The following is a 16,949-nucleotide window of genomic DNA, read 5'->3' as shown; positions in this document are numbered from 1 at the left end:
CTTCTTTTTTTAATATAATATTACTGTTAGATATTACTACATTTTAATCAACATAACATATTTCATTTAAATAATTTATCCTAATGTTAAAAATTTATTTGTCATTCATTCCTTTACCATCCAATATATGATCAACGTATTTTTCAACACGCTGTTCCCTAGTAGATGCTCTTTTCGCTTGTCCTATATGATACATGTATTGGCGTTGTCTACCGGGCGTTAATTTGTAAAAAGCTTCCTTTAATTCAGGAAAATCTTCAAGCTTATTACTTAATTCTTCTGGCATTTCATACTCTTCTGTTGATTTCATCGGTACTTTTTCACCAGATTTTTCAACACGAATTGCCTCATTGATATACCATTTGATTTCATCTTCCCGCTCTTTAATCTCTTCAAGTGTTTTAAAACGCAATTGTCTTGCTGCTTGTACATTTTTTGTTTGTTGTATTAACGTTTTATAAGGATCTTCCATGATGGCACCCTTTTCAAATAACAATGCACAATAATGTTTAAAATCTTGAATAATAACAACATTTTTATTTTCCAAAGTATAACATGGATGCATCCACTTATAATCTTCATTCAGTTCAGTGTCTTGTATCCAAGATCTAAGCGTGACAAATTCTTCTTGCCATTGCTCTAACTTTTGAATAAATGCATCTACTTCGCTATTTTTTCCAACCATGTTTTATCCCCCAATTAAATGTTTTCTTTATATTCATATACTACTATGATTTGCCCCATTTAATCTATTATTAATCATATTTTTCACTTTAACAAAGTTTTCCGATGCATATACTAGGAATTAAAATAAAACTATGCTATTCTAATTTTATTCATTTTAGAATAATTAAATTTTTTAGGGGTGATTAAATGGAACAAACGCATAACTTGAAAAAGGTATTAGGTTTCACAGATGTCATGGGTATTGCTATAGGACAAATCATCGGAGCCGGTGTCATGTCGTTGACAGGTATTGGTATTCAAATGACCGGAAGTGGCATTACACCTGCATTTATTTTATCATCATTGATTACATTATTAACCATGTTTCCAATTGCTATATTAGGCTCTGCCTTACCAACAACTGGAGGTATGTATCAATATACAAGTAGACTATTATCACCAAAGACAGGTATTTTTTGGTTGCTATTATTTATGTTTGTACAGATTACTTTAGCACTTTATGCATTATCATTTGCACAATACCTAGAAGGTTTACTCCCTGGTATTCCAATTCGAACCGTTTCATTCTTATTAATCACAGTGCTCTTTCTAGTGAATATTATAGGTATTAAATCTGCTTCTATAGTTGGTAACCTAATGGTAATAACATTGATTATTGCGCTATCTAGTTTCATCGTATTAGGGTTCCCACATGTAGATTTCAAAGTTTTTAATGCACCAACAATGTTTCCTGATGGATTCACCGGCTTTTTTACTGCCGTAGGATTAGTGTCCTTTGCAACTGGTGGTGCTCAAGTTGTTGCTGAATTAGGTGGAGAAATGAAAAATCCTAAACGTGATATTCCAATCGTAATGATTGTATCAACAATATTTGTAGGTATACTTTATGCATTTATTGCTTCCATAGCAGTTGGTGTACTTCCTATACCCGAAGTTTCCGGAAGACCACTTACTAGTGTTGCAAAGGAAGTATTACCAACACCTGCATTTGTATTCTTTATGGTTGGTGGTGCAATGTTCGCCTTGGCTACAACATTAAATTCCACATTTACTTGGGTTACTAAAAGTTTGCTTATTGCCATTAAAGATGGTTATTTACCAAAATCATTAGGCAATGTAAATAAGCGCTTTGGTACGCCACACTGGTTATTATTCATATTTTATTTAATCGGTGTAATTCCAATTATCACAGGCATGTCTCTTAATGTTGTTGCACAACTTGGTACAGGTATTTCTTTAATTGTCTTTGCTTTTCCCGCACTCGCAGTTATACAGTTACCTAAAAAATATCCAGAAGCTTATCGTAATTCACCATTAAAAGTACCATATCCATTATTAGTAACGATATCTTGTAGTTCAATTATCGTTTTGATATATCAATCTTATTTACTTATTTCAGATTTAAAACCTGGGTATGTTATTGGTACTTTAATCTATTTATTGTTCGCTTTTGGCGTTGCACACCTTTCGAATAAAAAAGCCAACTTATCAGTTCAAAACATATATTTGCGCACTTCAGAATAATACATCTAAATTAAAAAGCATTTTCCCGATTTGGTAACGCACTGACGCTTTGGACAAGTATTATGCGTGATATCCTAAAGGCTCGAACGATCACCTGAGGTAACCATACAATTTCGAAAACTTAAGATTTTAAATATAAAAGAGAGCTAATCTTTTTCAGATTAGCTCTCTTATTTAGAGAATGTGGCTTTACATCCTAGATTCTTTTTATTTTTTTAAACTCGTTTTGCTTTATATTTAGAAATTTGATTTAAACTAAGAATCAAAATAAGTGCAATCACTGCAATTGTCGCCGAGAAATATGTCGTTGCAAAAACATTAAGCTTCGAAACAACTAGTCCACCAACAACCCCACCAATCGCTATACCAGCATTTAAACTAGACATATTCCAACTCATCACTTGGCTTGTATCGCCATCTACATGCTCTATAATACCACTTTGAACTGCTGGATTAGTACTCCATTGCATAATATTCCAAATGAAAATAACCGCAAGTAATATTACCGTTCCTGTTAAAAATAGGTTTAATAATAAAAGCATTACAATAAATAATGTCGTTGCAATGGCTAACCATCGTTTACTTGTCATTTTATCTGATAAGAAGCCTCCCATCGACGTTCCTATCATGCCCGCTACACCATTAATTAACAATGCTATAGAAACAAATGATAAATCATGACCACCTGATAGCATTAATGGATTGATATAAATAAATGTGACAGAATTTGCCACTAATAATAAAAATGTAATCCCTAAATATTTCCCAACTTCGGCCGGACGTAGTATCGTACCTCCTGAGTGTTTAGTCTCTGATTGATTGCGGTTTTTAACAGCTATCTCATCATTAGTTTTCGGAATATAAATGTACATCAATATACCAACAAACACACTAACAACAACAATAAAAATAAATGTAAAACGCCATCCCACTAGGTCGCCAATAATTGTCCCGATTGGTACACCAAAGACATTCGCACCACTAAATCCTGAATATACAATACCGATCATTTTACCACGATGTTGTGGTGCCGTTAGCAATGCAGTCAACGCCAATATTTTCACTACAATTAATGCTGCTGCTGCAGAAGATAATATTCTACCTATAACTAATATTGCAAAGTTTGGTGCCAATGCAATCATTAGATTACCTACAATGAATGCAAGTAATGTCCATAATAATACTGGTTTTGGTGAAAATCGGTTAGTTAGTTTAACAAGTATAGGACCTGCAATGGCAAATGTGATGGCATATAATGTTACCAATTGGCCGATAATGGCTTCAGATACATGTAAATCATTGCTCATCAAATTCATAATTCCCGCGACCATCATCTCAACCATACCTACGATAAATATGCTTAAAATAAAAGTAACTACGCGCATAGTTGACATATATAACGCTCCTTTCTATTCAGTTCTTTTAAAAATTCATAACTTCTCTATTATAAACCATGATATTAAGTGTTTAAATAACTTTTGATCATAACGTTATAATTACCACCGCTTATTTATAACTAAAGTGCTTTTTATATAAAACGACTTTATCCAAAACTTCATTACAATTTATCTATTATTATGTTCAAATATACTAAGTTTAATAAAAGAACTTGTTATAAAAAAAGAAGCTAAGTTAAACAAAAAGCAATCTATCCCTTTGCTTATTGTTTAGTACTTAACCTCTTTAATATTTCATTATATATAATTGTCTTTGAGTAGCTAATGTTGAACCATTTTTCTTCCAATAAGTTGATCTCGATGATTGAAAAATTGTTTATAGCTTAAATATGTCGCTATTAACGCAGACATAATTGTTGCTGTCGTATGAATAAACACAACCATTAACTGAAATTTAACTGCATCTAATGGTGCCACGCCCCCAATAATCAAACCAGTCATCATACCTGGAATGGATACGATACCGTATGTCTTAACAGAATCAATTGTCGGAACAATTGCAGTTTTAATACTTTGACGTATTGTATCTTTAGACGCTAACTTAGGATTGGCACCTAATGTCAATTTAGATTCAATTTGACTCATTTCTTTAACAAATTCTCTATCTAGGTTCTGATAGGCTAAATTAATTGCAATTAGACTATTACTTGCCAACATACCAGATACTGGAATGACTTCATTTGGTTTAAATTCAATTGCACCAGTTAATACTACTCCTACCAATGGCAGAGCTACACCAACAAAAATTGACCCTAACGAGATTAGAAACACATGATGCATTACAGAAGAAGCTCTTCCAACAGTATTCCATGCTGCATTTATAATAATGATGATGATAAAAACAATTAATATCCATTTTTGATTAACATTAAAAATAAAATGTAAAAGATAACCTAAGATTATTAATTGAATAACTGCTCGAATCGTAGATACGAGTAAATCTTTAATAATATGTAGTTTTTCCTTATAAGACACAATAATTGGAAAAAGTAATAACAATCCGGTCAATGCTAATGCCGTTGTACTCATTGCAATACTTCCTCCTTCTCTATATGTCCATCTATTAAGTGAACACGTTTATTAAAACGTCGTAAACTTTGGTCCTTGCTATGTGTAATCCATAAAATTGCTACCCCTTTATTCGCTAAGTTAAAGATGAGTTCCTCCACTTTATTTCTATTTTGCGTATCTAAAGCACTCGTTGCCTCATCTAACAACAAAATTTCAGGTGTATACATTAATTGTCTCGCTATCGTAATTCTCTGGCGCTCACCACCCGATAAACGTTGAACCTTTGAATCTAAACGATAATGATCTAATCCTACGGTTTTTAATAAACATTTTGCCTTCTTTTTATCAAATGACTTTTCTCGAATTTGTGATGGGAAAGCTAAATTATCCTCAATGGTAGAGTCAAAAAGGTCGCTTTGCTGTAATAAATAACTCACTTTCATACGTAATTCTTCAGGATTCAAACTTTCATACTCTTTATTATTATAATAAATGCTACCTTTTGTTGGGCTAATTAAATTACTTAATAATCGAAACAAGGTACTCTTCCCGCTTCCTGAAGGCCCTATAATAGCAACTGTATCACCTTTATTTATTGATAAATTAATATCTTTTAAAATCATTCTATTGTCTACTTCATAAGAGACATTTTTGATTTCTAGCATCTTCTTAACCTACCTCAATTCGTTAATACTATTTTTTATATAATACCCAAATTAACGTAAATCATGACCCAGTATCCTAATAATCAATCATCATTTTTTTAATAAATAGAACGGTTACTAATTTAGATCCTTAAATTTAACTACAAATAATCGTTATAAATGAAACAAAGTTTATCAATGAATGTAATGTTATTGCCACCGCTAAATTTTTACCACTTTTTAAATATACCAATGATAAACCTATAGCTATGATAAGATAACCCCCAATTTCAAATGGAGATGAAGCATTTATGACATGTATACTTGCAAAAATAATAATTGATAATAAAGTAGCTAAACCATATGTTATTTTTTTACCAAGTTCATGAATAATTAAGTGCCTAAAAATAAGTTCTTCAACAAAAGGTGTCAGTATAACAATATCGATAAATAGAAAAGGATACATCCAACGTTTATCAAATAATTGTTCCAAATTTTGTTGATTTTGAGTCACACCATATTGAAATGATTTTGGAAAAAATGTTATCAGCCATTCATAAATCGGTGTTGCAAATATAATTACAATATAAGTAGCGATAATCATTAATATGTATCGAGGAACCTGTTTAAATCTATTGAAGCTTAGTTTTATAAATGAAACTTTGGGATACAATTTGACAAAGCTTATAATGATGATTATTTCGGCCATAATACTTCCAAAAACACCAATCACATGCGTATCAAGCATAGTTTCATTTTTTATATTTAAAGTAATGGCTATAGCATAAATGATTGCGAAAATGACAATTGGCACTATATGAATAGACAATAAATATAATGGAATCAATACGAAATCCTTTTTTGCCACATTAGGTTTATCCCATGGTAATACATCGGCTGTTTTTTCCTTTTTCTCATTAATTATTTCAGTCATAGGTCACCTTCTTTATTTTTTATTTTAATATATCATAATCAGTTTTATTAATTATTATTTTTATTTACCCATTTTTAATATTCATTCAACTCTAATAATTATTATTTTAAATATATGAGTGACCGTTGTTGCAAAACATATTTATCGTTGTAATATATAAATAAATGGGGGGATATTTATGACTTTACTTACTATATTGCAATTTATTGTTAATACAATTTTAGTGTTATTTTTATTCAGTCTGTTAGTAATTGGGGGATTACTTATTTTCAAAGATAAACATCAAAAACAACATAGTGTATTACGTAATTATCCATTACTCGCACGTGTGCGTTACTTCTTTGAAAAAATCGGACCAGAACTTAGACAATATTTATTTTTACCAGATACAAAAGGCAAGCCATTTTCTAGAAATGATTTTACCAATATTGTTTTAGCAGGTAAATATAACTCTAGAATGACAAGCTTTGGGACTCAAGAAGCATATGAAGATGGATTCTATATACAAAACACAATGTTTCCACTGCAAACTAACGAATTGCACATTAATCAATCACCAATGATTTCAACATTTATTTATAAAATAGATAACGAACGCTTATTTGATCGTGAAGAACATAGAACTAAAACGCAGATTGACCCTTACTTTCTTACAGAAGAAGATCAAGTTATCATAGGTGCTCAATTAGAACATCCTTTTAAAATCAAACGTCTCGTAGGTCAATCAGGGATGAGTTATGGTGCATTAGGGAGTCATGCGATTACCGCATTGTCCAAAGGTTTAGGAAAAGCAGGTACTTGGATGAACACTGGTGAAGGTGGCTTATCAAAATATCATTTAACAGGTAATGTAGATATTATCTTTCAAATTGGCCCCGGATTATTTGGTGTTCGTGATAAAGATGGGCACTTTGATATTACTGCTTTTCAAGAATTAGCGAATAAAGATGCCATTAAAGCATTTGAAATTAAACTTGCTCAAGGTGCTAAAACACGTGGCGGTCATATGCAAGGTAATAAAGTTACTGAAGAAATTGCAGCAATTAGAAAAGTTGAGCCTTGGAAAACGATTAACTCACCTAATCGCTTTACAGATATCGATAGCCCAACAGCTTTACTAGATTGGGTATCTGAATTGCAACAATATGGCCAAAAACCCGTCGGCTTCAAAATTGTAATCAGTAGTGTATCAGAAGTCGAAAAATTGGTTAAATCAATGTTAAAAACAAATCAATATCCTGATTTTATAACGGTAGATGGTGGTGAAGGTGGCACAGGTGCAACTTTTCAAGAATTAGAAGACCGTGTTGGATTACCATTATTCACTGCTTTGCCAATATTGACAGCAGTATTAGAGAAGTACGGCATTCGTGATCGCGTTAAAATATTTGCTTCTGGAAAATTAATTACACCAGACAAGATTGCTATTGCGCTTGGGCTAGGTGCAGATTTAATCAACATTGCGCGTGGTATGATGATCAGTGTCGGATGTATTATGAGTCAACAATGCCATATGAACACTTGTCCAGTTGGAGTAGCAACGACTGACCCTAAGAGAGAACAAGGCCTAATTATTGATGAAAAACAATATCGTGTAACAAACTTCGTAACAAGTTTACATGAAGGCTTATTTAATATTGCGGCTGCTGTAGGTGTAAATACACCGTCACAGATATCTAAGGAGCATATTATAATTAAGCACAAAAATGGACAACTTCAATCAATAAATGACTACAAATTAAAATTAATTGATTAAATATACAAATAGAAACAGCTATGCGCACATCCGTTGCAAAAGTCATATAAATCAAGCCAGGCTGAGACATCATTTTGATGTCTCAGCCTGTTTATATCAAGGAAACAATTTAACTAAAGTTACAAATGATATTAAATACTCACTTATCTTATTTATTCAAAGGTAATTGTGCTTTTAATTTCGTTGCTATTTCCTCAACACTATCTTCAAGTGGATTAAATTCAAATTTGTTTCCATCTATAAATACTGTTGGTATACCACCAATACCTCTTTCAAATGTTTCTTTTGCAATTGCTAAAGAACGTTCATCCGCTGCTTTTTGAGGCTTTAGATTGAATTTTTGTTCCATTGTTTGTTCTATTATTGTAAAACTTTTTTTCCAATCTTCTTGTGTATCGTACAATTGATGGATAATATTCAGTGTTTCTTCAGGTTGTTCATAATCTAAATAAATATTGGCAATCGTACCTTTTAATAGCCCTTGCTTTGTCTTATCAAAATGCTTAATGCTATGTTTTACTTTTCCTGCTTTGATCAAATCACTTAAAGCTCGATCTGCAGCTTTGAAATAATTTTTACAATATGGACATGCAAAATTGATAAACGATTCTACCGTTATTGGTGCATTGACGTCACCAAATGTTAAATGCTTCACTTCTGTCATTGGAATATCCCCTCTCTTTTATTTATATATCTATTGAAACATTTAGAAATTATAAATGCACCGAATTAGTCTTAGTGTTTTACTAAGAATTGAAACGAATGCGTTCCGCAGTTAAATTGCATACATGATAAGTGCAGTGAATTCATGGTAAAATAAAGGTATTCTTAAAAATGGGAGGAATTTAAATGGATAATTCAGTTAAACTGCTTAAAACACTGACAGATATCGATGGTATTGCTGGCCATGAAATGCAAGTTAAATCGGCTATGAAAGATTACTTAACTCCTGTTAGTGATGAAATTGTAGAAGATAATTTAGGTGGTATTTTCGGCAAAAAAACAACTAAGACAGGCGATAAAACATTAATGGTGGCTGGTCACTTAGATGAAATAGGCTTTATCGTAACAAAAATCGATAAAGATGGTTTCTTAAAATTCACTCCAATTGGCGGTTGGTGGAATCAAGTAATGTTATCACAAAAAGTTACTGTAACAACTGACAATGGTAAAAAGATTCGCGGTATTATCGGTTGTAAACCTCCTCATGTACTATCGCCTGAAGAGCGTAAGAAAAACGTTGAAATTAAGGATATGTTTATCGATATTGGTGTTAAAAGTAAAAAAGAAGCAGAACAATTTGGCATTGATGTAGGTAATATGATTACGCCATATAGTGAATTTGAGTCTTTAGCAAACAGTAAATATTTAACGGCAAAAGCTTTTGATAATCGCTATGGCTGTGCTTTAGCTGTCGATGTATTAAATAATTTAAAAAATGATGCGATTGATATCAATTTAGTTGCAGGCGCTAACGTTCAAGAAGAAGTTGGTTTAAGAGGAGCAAAAGTGGCAACAAATAAAATTAAGCCCGATTTAGCAATTGCTGTAGATGTTGCTGTCGCATATGATACGCCTGGCATGTCCGGTCAAGTCAGTGACACAGCAATTGGCAATGGCCCTGTCGTAATTATCATGGATGCTTCAAATATTGGTCATGTAGGCTTTACAAAGCATATTAAAGCAGTCGCTAAAAAACATAATATCGCAATTCAATTAGACACTACAGCTGGTGGCGGTACAGATGCTGGTAGCATCCATGTCGCAAATGAAGGTACACCGACTGTATCAATTGGTGTTGCTTTACGTTACATGCATTCGAATGTTTCAGTACTTCACACTGACGATTATAAAAACTCAGTCGCTTTAGTTACTGAAATTGTAAAATCACTTAACAATGACGTTGTAGAACAAATTATCTGGTAAGCAATCAGTAATATAAGCAAAAGCGCATATCTTTTGTAATAAATTATATTTATATTGCCAATGGAGTCTGAGACTTTATTGGCATTTTTTCGTATGCACATTATGCGCTCTTGTTAACCATTAACTCATACCATTCTCACTGTACTTATTAATAACATTTTGAAAATATATGTGTTAAAAATAGCCCTTAAATGAATTCAGCAAATTCATTTAAGGGCTTTAACATTAATATTTTATTTCAAATTATATGACTATATTTTCTTGAAAACTTCTATTATCTAGCGCAGTCTTCTCTTATACTTACAAATTACTTTGTTGTATTTTTCCAATCATCATTACTTAACATTTCTCCTGGCCAAGTGTAAGCCATAACGCCGCCATCAATTGTAATAGCTTCACCAGTAATAAATGAACTATCGTCAGATGCAAGAAATGCAACTAATTTTCCAACTTCTTCTGGCGTTCCTAAACGACCTAATGGCGTCATCCATTTTTGATTTTCTCTAAATGTTTTACCTGCTTCATCTTCTTTTTTCCCTGTTAATTTATCTACTAATGGGGTTTCAATTGTTCCAGGTGCAATTGCATTTGCTCTTATATTTTCTCTCCCATATTCAATAGCAGTTGAGCGTGTAAAATTAATTACCCCACCTTTGGCAGCATTATAACCTGATCGATTTAAATCTGCAGCTTTACCTGAAAATGATGCCGTATTAATGATTGACCCACCATTTTCCATCATTAATGGTAAGGTGAATTTAGTCATTAAAAATGTACCTTTTAAATCGACATTCAATATACTATCAAACACTTCAACTGGATACTCATGTATACGTCCAGCCGCATTATCTATTCCAGCATTATTAAATAAAATATCAATTTCACCATATGTTTCTTTAATGGTATCTGCGAATTGTTCTACCGCAGTCGCATCTGAGACATCAACAATATATCCAGATGCCTTGTAACCAGCCTCATTTATTTCATTGACAACATCATAAACTTTATCAGTAATATCTACTGCCAAAATATGAGCACCTTCTGAGGCCATAACTTTTGCAGTTGCAGCACCTATACCTGTGCTTGTTCCCGTTAATACTGCGATTTTATTTTCTAGTCTTCCCATATTTTTACAACTCCTCTTCATATATTGATTACTTTCCCCTTTATAATTACTATTACCATTATCCTAAAAATCCAAACTTTCAAGGCTATAAATAATTAATAACTGGATATATAAAATTAATCGTCTTCCTCAAAAAACCTCCGTATATATGAAAAGTACAAATTTTAAGAATTTTCATTCTATTTGCATTTAAATTTTGTTATACTTTCGTTATCTAATTTTGGGAGGTAGATGATGATGTCTTCAAACTCAAAAAGGAAAGTATCGCCTATAAATAAATTTTTAAATATTGTAGAACTTATTGGTAATAAATTACCTGATCCTAGTATTTTATTCTTTCTAATGTGTTTAGGATTAGCCATATTAACATGGGTTATTTCACTTTTTCATGTTACCGTCAAACATCCTGGATCTGGTGATACTATCGAAATCAAAAGCATTATTAGCAAAGATGGTGCCATGATGATTCTCAATGATTCAATCAAGAACTTTTCTGAATTTCCTGCATTAGGACTCGTTTTAGCTGTTATGTTAGGCATTGGTGTTGCTGAAAAAACTGGTTATTTCGATAAGTTAATGATTCAAGTTGTACATAAAGCCCCTAAAAAAATAATTGTTCCTGTCATTATATTGATTGGTATTTTAGGCAATGCTGCAGGAGATGCTGCACCAATTGTTCTGCCCCCTTTAACTGCAATGGTCTTTATTAAATTGGGGTATCATCCAATTGCCGGATTAGCCATGGCATATGCTTCAGCAATTGGTGGTTTTTCAGCAAACTTTATGATTGGTATGTCTGATGCTCTACTTTATGCATTTACGAAACCTGCAACAGAAATTGTATCAGACAATGTACATGTGAATGTTGCTATGAACTGGTATTTTATTGCTGCTAGTGTCATCGTTCTACTACCTGCCGTCTATTGGGTTACAATGCGCTTTGTCATTCCTAGATTAGGTACTTATGATGATACTAACGCTGACATTAATACAGATAATTCTGACGATGGATTGACTCCTAAAGAGAACCGTGCAGTATTTTGGGCAAATATAAGTTTCTTTGCAGTCATTTTATTAGTTATTATTTGCGCAATTCCAGAGCATAGCTTTTTGAGAAATGCAAAAACAGGAAGTTTGCTCAATGATGCACCTATTATCAATGGTGTCGGTTTGTTAATATTAGTTCTTTTTTTAGTACCTGGCTTAGTATACGGCATTATGATGAAAGTATTTAACAGTACAAAAGATTTAGGTAAAATGCTTGCTGACTCGATGGCCTCTATGGGTTCTTTTATCGTTATTGTATTTTTTGCTGCTCAACTTTTGGCATTTCTAGAATGGAGTAACTTAGGGGTAATTGTAGCAGTAAAAGGCGCTGCTATACTTCAAGGTCAAAATGGCATCGTACTAATACTCGGCATTATATTGCTTAGTGCATTGATTAATTTACTTATAGGGAGCGCTTCAGCTAAATGGGGTATATTGGCTCCTATATTTATCCCTATGCTTATGTTAGTAGGATTCCATCCTTCCTTTACACAAATGTTATATCGAATTGGGGACTCAATCAGTAATCCTATCACACCAATGATGCCTTATTTACCATTGTTATTATCCTATGCACAAAAATATGATCATAATATGAAACTTGGTTCATTACTTTCAAGTTTGATGCCATACACAATTGTCTTAAGTATTGTTTGGCCTCTATTTATGATTTTCTGGTATTTACTTGGTTGGCCTTTAGGTCCAGGTGGCCCTTTAAAAATCAATTAATCTAAACTAAAAGTTGATATTAAATCAAATGGAATATTAGTAAATGGATATATCATAGCTAAAAATATTAGTCCTTAGATACTTCCCTAAATTTAGTATGATTTTATGAACAAATTTCATATTATAAGTAAAATTATATTGCACACAAAACTTTTCGGATCATGTAATATATAATTAAGATTTTGGGTAAATATAGTATAGATACTATAAGGACCTACATTATAGGAGGCATATATGGAACGAATAGGCTTAATAGATATTGGATCTAATACAATTCGCCTTGTTATTTTTGAATTTGATGCAAAGACTGGCTTAAATGAATTATTAAATATTAAGACACCTGCACGCTTGAGCCAATATTTAACAGATGATTTAGCGATGAACGATGAAGGAATCAATGTATTGACTAAAGCATTAAGTAGTTTTAAAAAAGTGGCACAGAAATTCAATGTTAATGAATTACATCCTGTTGCCACTGCGGCAATTAGACAATCAACTAATAGTGATGAAATTATTGCATTTATAAAAAAACATTTAGACGTTGAAATGACGATTGTTCCAGAAACTGATGAAGCTTTTTATGGATTTTATGCAATCACGCATACCACTGACATCAATGATGGTGTGTCAATAGATATAGGTGGTGGTTCTACAGAGGTTACATTATTTAAGGGAAAAAAATTAGTAGAAGCACATAGTTTTCCTTTTGGCGTAGTCACATTAAAAAAGAAATTTTTCGAAGGAAAAAATCATAACGATAAATCTGCAATTAAAGCAATGGAAAAATTCATTTCCAAACAATTTGATGAACTACCGTGGCTTAAGAAGCAAAATATTTCGCTAGTTGGTATTGGAGGTTCAGCACGAAATGTCGCACGTATTCATCAATCAAAGCACTCTTACCCTATCGGTGGCGTACACAATTATAAAATGTCAGCAGATCATATTGACGAAGTGTATTCGCTTATAAAGAAAAGCTCTAGAGATGAATTAAAAGATATAGATGGCCTAAGTAGAGATCGTGTTGATATCATCTTACCAGCAGTTTCAGTTTTCAAAACTTTATTTAATAAAATAAATGCAACTCAATTTACGTTTTCACGCAAAGGTTTACGAGAAGGTTACGTAATGAAATTATTAAGCGAACGTCATCCTATGGAATTTAAAAAAGAAAATATTCGTAAAGACGCTTTATATCATTTAGCTAATGAATATGGAATAGAAGAAGGAAGTGCCGAGCAACGTGTCAAACTTGCACAATCTTTATTGTCACAATTAATAGATTTTAAAGCCATCAACGTGACGAAAGTGGAGCAACGACTATTTGCTGAAGGCGCCTTTCTCTACTATTTGGGTAGTTTTATAGATTCTGATTCAAGCTCACCTCATACGTATTATATTATTGCCAATTCGATGATTGATGGCTTTTCTCACGAAGAACGCGTCAAACTTGCTTTACTTGCGAGTTTTAAAAATAAATCATTACTTAAATATTTTAGCAATGAGACCAATTGGCTTAAAGACAAGGACTTTGACAACATACAATATTTAGGTGGAATCATAAAATTCGTGAATGCTTTAAATATTTCTCATACGAGCTCCGTAGAAAAAATAAACCTCAACGAGGAAGATGGTAAATATACTTTATATATTTATTATTCTGGTGAACCAATCTCTGAAGAATACCAAGCTCAAAGGCAAAAGAAGCATATTGAGAAAATTTTAAAAGCAGAACTAACAATTATCTTTACAAAATCTTAAAATTCATATGATAAATTATGTTTATCAAAATATGATTTCAGTCTATAACGAGGTGTATTAGTACTTATGCAAAGAAATTTGGGAGAAAAAGATTTGAATTTACCACAGTATTATAATAACAGGGAACTTAGTTGGCTAGATTTTAACTATCGTGTGTTACAAGAGGCACAAGATAGAAATAACCCTTTACTAGAACAACTAAATTTTATTTCTATATTCAGTTCTAACTTAGATGAATTTTACATGGTCCGCGTTGCCGGACTTCAAGATCAAGTCAAACTTGGTTACGATAAGCCTGAAAATAAAGCGCAACTCACACCAAGACAACAATTAAATGCAATTAAAAGTAAAAACAAACGCTATGTAGATATGCAATATAGTCGCTATAACGAACTGGTTGAAGAATTAAAACAATACCAAGTTGAAATTGTAACACCTGAAGCACTTTCTGATTCCCTTTTGGAAGCGTTAGAAGTAGAATTCAAATCAAATATTTTACCAACACTAACACCATTAGGCATCGATGCATATCATCCATTCCCTAAACTAAATAATAAAAGTTTAAATATATTTGTTGATATCGATACAGATGATGCAATTAATTCAGCTATCGTTCAAATACCATCATTAATACCTCGTTTTTCTTACTTAAACGAAGGTGATAAACAATATATTATTATGGTTGAAGATATCATTACTCACTTTATAAATGAATTGTTTACAGGATACGAAGTGTTAAATACGTTTACCTTTAGAATCACTCGAAATGCTGATTTATCTATACATGAAGAAGGTGCAGAAGACTTATTGATAGAAATTGAGCGTTTCTTAAAGGAACGGAAAAGTGGTAGCGCTGTGCGTTTAGAAGTAGATGGACGACACGCCGCATATGAAGATATTGTGTGGATTATGAATCAATTAGATGTTAAAGATGAAGAAGTATATTTTGTAGATGGACCATTAGATTTAACAATGCTATTTGGGCTCGTAGACCATTTATCTCATAAATTAAGTCACCTAACCTATAGTAAGTATATTCCGCAATTACCAAGTTCACTAGGTGATAAAGATATATTTGATTTATCGTTAACACAAGATATCTTCTTCCACCATCCATATGAGTCCTTTGAACCTATTGTAGATTTTATACGTGATGCTGCATCAGATCCTAATACTATTGCGATTAAACAAACTTTATATCGAGTGAGTAAAGATTCCCCCATCATTAATAGTCTTAAAGAAGCTGCTGAAAAAGGAAAGCAAGTAACCGTACTAGTAGAATTAAAAGCACGATTTGACGAAGAGAACAATGTCCATTGGGCAAGAATGTTAGAAGATGCGGGATGTCATGTAATTTATGGTATGACCAACTTAAAAACGCATAGTAAAATCGCACTCGTTGTAAAACGTATAAATAATAAATTAACATCTTTTGTCCATCTTGGAACAGGCAATTACAATGATAAAACTGCAAAAATTTATACAGACATGGGTATCATTACTACTGACAAGCCTATTGCCGATGATGCCTTAAAATTTTTCAATTACCTGAGTGGTTATTCTATAAAACCTCACTATAATAAAATTATTGTCGCACCATTTGATATTAGAGACGTGTTTATTGATAGAATTGATTGTGAAATCAAAGCACATCGAGAACACGGAAATGGAAAAATCATTATGAAGATGAACTCTCTAACAGATAAAGATATTATTTTAAAATTGTTCCAAGCTTCTTGTGCAGGGGTTAAGGTTCAATTAATAATCCGAGGTATTTGTTGCCTCAAACCAGGTATTCCTGGCATCAGCGAAAATATTGAAGTCGTAAGCATTGTTGGACGTTTTTTAGAACATTCCCGTATATATTACTTCCATAATAATGGTGATGAAAAAATTTACTTGTCATCAGCAGATGCAATGACACGCAATATGATAAAAAGAGTAGAAATACTGTTCCCCGTAGAAGACAAGGCTATAGGACAAAGATTATTAAACTATATGGACTTACAATTAACTGATAACCAAAAAGGTCGCTTCCAAGACTATGAAGGTAATTACCACTACATTCAAAATAATTTATCACCTTTAAACTCACAAGCTTATTTAATGAAAGAAGCGATTGAATTCGGATCAGAACTTAAAAAACAAGCTTCAAGACCAAGTGGTATGACAGTATCTTCAAAAAATGGCTGGTTTTCAAAATTAAGAAATTCATTTAAAAAATAACAGATTAAATAGACAAATCATTTTTCCTCAAAAGGACGCAATTGCACGAAATATCAATACAACGTTTCATATTTCCAATCTACAATACATACCTATTGCTTATAGTATAGGTATGTATTGT

Annotated in this window: 13 protein-coding genes; 6 read left to right on the top strand and 7 right to left on the bottom strand. The window is 32.3% G+C overall.

Features of this window, described 5'->3' with window-relative positions; all coding sequences use genetic code 11:
• Nucleotides 1-94: 94 nt before the first annotated feature.
• Nucleotides 95-685, bottom strand: coding sequence for a YdeI/OmpD-associated family protein (locus MHZ36_RS02245; protein WP_239229324.1), 591 nt, complete (start codon nt 683-685; stop codon nt 95-97).
• A 188-nt stretch (nt 686-873) separates the two neighbouring features.
• On the opposite strand from MHZ36_RS02245, the gene MHZ36_RS02240 reads away from it, so the two are divergent.
• Nucleotides 874-2,211, top strand: coding sequence for an APC family permease (locus MHZ36_RS02240; protein ID WP_239229323.1), 1,338 nt, complete (start codon nt 874-876; stop codon nt 2,209-2,211).
• Nucleotides 2,212-2,426: 215 nt separating this feature from the next.
• Here the strand turns inward: MHZ36_RS02240 and MHZ36_RS02235 are convergent, their stop codons facing one another.
• From MHZ36_RS02235 to MHZ36_RS02220, 4 genes are all read right to left on the bottom strand, one after another.
• Nucleotides 2,427-3,605, bottom strand: coding sequence for an MFS transporter (locus MHZ36_RS02235; RefSeq protein ID WP_239229322.1), 1,179 nt, complete (start codon nt 3,603-3,605; stop codon nt 2,427-2,429).
• 324 nt (nt 3,606-3,929) lie between these two features.
• The gene (locus MHZ36_RS02230) at nt 3,930-4,697 is read right to left on the bottom strand and encodes an ABC transporter permease (RefSeq protein WP_239229321.1); all 768 of its coding nucleotides are present in this window, start codon (nt 4,695-4,697) and stop codon (nt 3,930-3,932) included.
• The gene (locus MHZ36_RS02225; RefSeq protein ID WP_239229320.1) at nt 4,694-5,344 is read right to left on the bottom strand and encodes an ABC transporter ATP-binding protein; all 651 of its coding nucleotides are present in this window, start codon (nt 5,342-5,344) and stop codon (nt 4,694-4,696) included. The genes MHZ36_RS02230 and MHZ36_RS02225 overlap by 4 nt, the downstream gene beginning before the upstream one ends.
• 136 nt (nt 5,345-5,480) lie before the next feature.
• Nucleotides 5,481-6,257: a CPBP family intramembrane glutamic endopeptidase gene (locus MHZ36_RS02220; RefSeq protein ID WP_239229319.1), complete on the bottom strand. Its 777-nt coding sequence runs from the start codon at nt 6,255-6,257 to the stop codon at nt 5,481-5,483.
• Nucleotides 6,258-6,435: 178 nt separating this feature from the next.
• Between MHZ36_RS02220 and MHZ36_RS02215 the strand changes: the two genes are divergently transcribed.
• Nucleotides 6,436-8,013 carry an FMN-binding glutamate synthase family protein gene (locus MHZ36_RS02215; RefSeq protein ID WP_239229318.1) on the top strand — a complete coding sequence of 526 codons (1,578 nt, stop codon included), beginning with the start codon at nt 6,436-6,438 and terminating at the stop codon, nt 8,011-8,013.
• A gap of 148 nt (nt 8,014-8,161) precedes the next feature.
• Here MHZ36_RS02215 and MHZ36_RS02210 read toward each other — a convergent pair whose 3' ends face one another.
• The gene (locus MHZ36_RS02210; RefSeq protein ID WP_239229317.1) at nt 8,162-8,677 is read right to left on the bottom strand and encodes a thioredoxin domain-containing protein; all 516 of its coding nucleotides are present in this window, start codon (nt 8,675-8,677) and stop codon (nt 8,162-8,164) included.
• A gap of 185 nt (nt 8,678-8,862) precedes the next feature.
• Between MHZ36_RS02210 and MHZ36_RS02205 the strand changes: the two genes are divergently transcribed.
• Nucleotides 8,863-9,939, top strand: a complete 1,077-nt coding sequence (locus tag MHZ36_RS02205; RefSeq protein ID WP_239229316.1) for a M42 family metallopeptidase — start codon at nt 8,863-8,865, stop codon at nt 9,937-9,939.
• Between the two features lie 307 nt (nt 9,940-10,246).
• Here the strand turns inward: MHZ36_RS02205 and MHZ36_RS02200 are convergent, their stop codons facing one another.
• Nucleotides 10,247-11,065: an SDR family oxidoreductase gene (locus tag MHZ36_RS02200; RefSeq protein ID WP_239229315.1), complete on the bottom strand. Its 819-nt coding sequence runs from the start codon at nt 11,063-11,065 to the stop codon at nt 10,247-10,249.
• 237 nt (nt 11,066-11,302) lie between these two features.
• On the opposite strand from MHZ36_RS02200, the gene MHZ36_RS02195 reads away from it, so the two are divergent.
• The 3 genes from MHZ36_RS02195 (at nt 11,303) to MHZ36_RS02185 (ending at nt 16,828) form a co-directional block, all read left to right on the top strand.
• On the top strand, nt 11,303-12,841 hold the full coding sequence (locus tag MHZ36_RS02195; RefSeq protein ID WP_239229637.1) for an AbgT family transporter: 1,539 nt from the start codon (nt 11,303-11,305) through the stop codon (nt 12,839-12,841).
• A 234-nt stretch (nt 12,842-13,075) separates the two neighbouring features.
• A complete protein-coding gene (gene ppx / locus MHZ36_RS02190; RefSeq protein ID WP_239229314.1) occupies nt 13,076-14,602 on the top strand; it encodes an exopolyphosphatase in 1,527 nt (508 codons plus the stop codon).
• Between the two features lie 66 nt (nt 14,603-14,668).
• Nucleotides 14,669-16,828, top strand: a complete 2,160-nt coding sequence (locus MHZ36_RS02185; protein WP_239229313.1) for an RNA degradosome polyphosphate kinase — start codon at nt 14,669-14,671, stop codon at nt 16,826-16,828.
• Nucleotides 16,829-16,949 lie beyond the last annotated feature (121 nt).

The sequence above is a fragment of the Staphylococcus sp. ACRSN genome (genome assembly GCF_022346615.1).
Lineage (GTDB): Bacteria > Bacillota > Bacilli > Staphylococcales > Staphylococcaceae > Staphylococcus.
Note: the sequence above shows the minus strand (reverse complement) of the source record. Positions and strands in the feature narration are given on the sequence as shown.

Bases quoted from the DNA above. Each gene is read 5' to 3' on its own strand.
- MHZ36_RS02205 (WP_239229316.1), top strand. From the start codon at position 8,863: ATGGATAATTCAGTTAAACTGCTTAAAACACTGACAGATATCGATGGT.
- MHZ36_RS02235 (WP_239229322.1), bottom strand. From the start codon at position 3,605: ATGTCAACTATGCGCGTAGTTACTTTTATTTTAAGCATATTTATCGTA.
- ppx (WP_239229314.1), top strand. From the start codon at position 13,076: ATGGAACGAATAGGCTTAATAGATATTGGATCTAATACAATTCGCCTT.
- MHZ36_RS02240 (WP_239229323.1), top strand. From the start codon at position 874: ATGGAACAAACGCATAACTTGAAAAAGGTATTAGGTTTCACAGATGTC.
- MHZ36_RS02215 (WP_239229318.1), top strand. From the start codon at position 6,436: ATGACTTTACTTACTATATTGCAATTTATTGTTAATACAATTTTAGTG.
- MHZ36_RS02200 (WP_239229315.1), bottom strand. From the start codon at position 11,065: ATGGGAAGACTAGAAAATAAAATCGCAGTATTAACGGGAACAAGCACA.
- MHZ36_RS02195 (WP_239229637.1), top strand. From the start codon at position 11,303: ATGTCTTCAAACTCAAAAAGGAAAGTATCGCCTATAAATAAATTTTTA.
- MHZ36_RS02210 (WP_239229317.1), bottom strand. From the start codon at position 8,677: ATGACAGAAGTGAAGCATTTAACATTTGGTGACGTCAATGCACCAATA.
- MHZ36_RS02185 (WP_239229313.1), top strand. From the start codon at position 14,669: ATGCAAAGAAATTTGGGAGAAAAAGATTTGAATTTACCACAGTATTAT.
- MHZ36_RS02245 (WP_239229324.1), bottom strand. From the start codon at position 685: ATGGTTGGAAAAAATAGCGAAGTAGATGCATTTATTCAAAAGTTAGAG.
- MHZ36_RS02225 (WP_239229320.1), bottom strand. From the start codon at position 5,344: ATGCTAGAAATCAAAAATGTCTCTTATGAAGTAGACAATAGAATGATT.
- MHZ36_RS02230 (WP_239229321.1), bottom strand. From the start codon at position 4,697: ATGAGTACAACGGCATTAGCATTGACCGGATTGTTATTACTTTTTCCA.
- MHZ36_RS02220 (WP_239229319.1), bottom strand. From the start codon at position 6,257: ATGACTGAAATAATTAATGAGAAAAAGGAAAAAACAGCCGATGTATTA.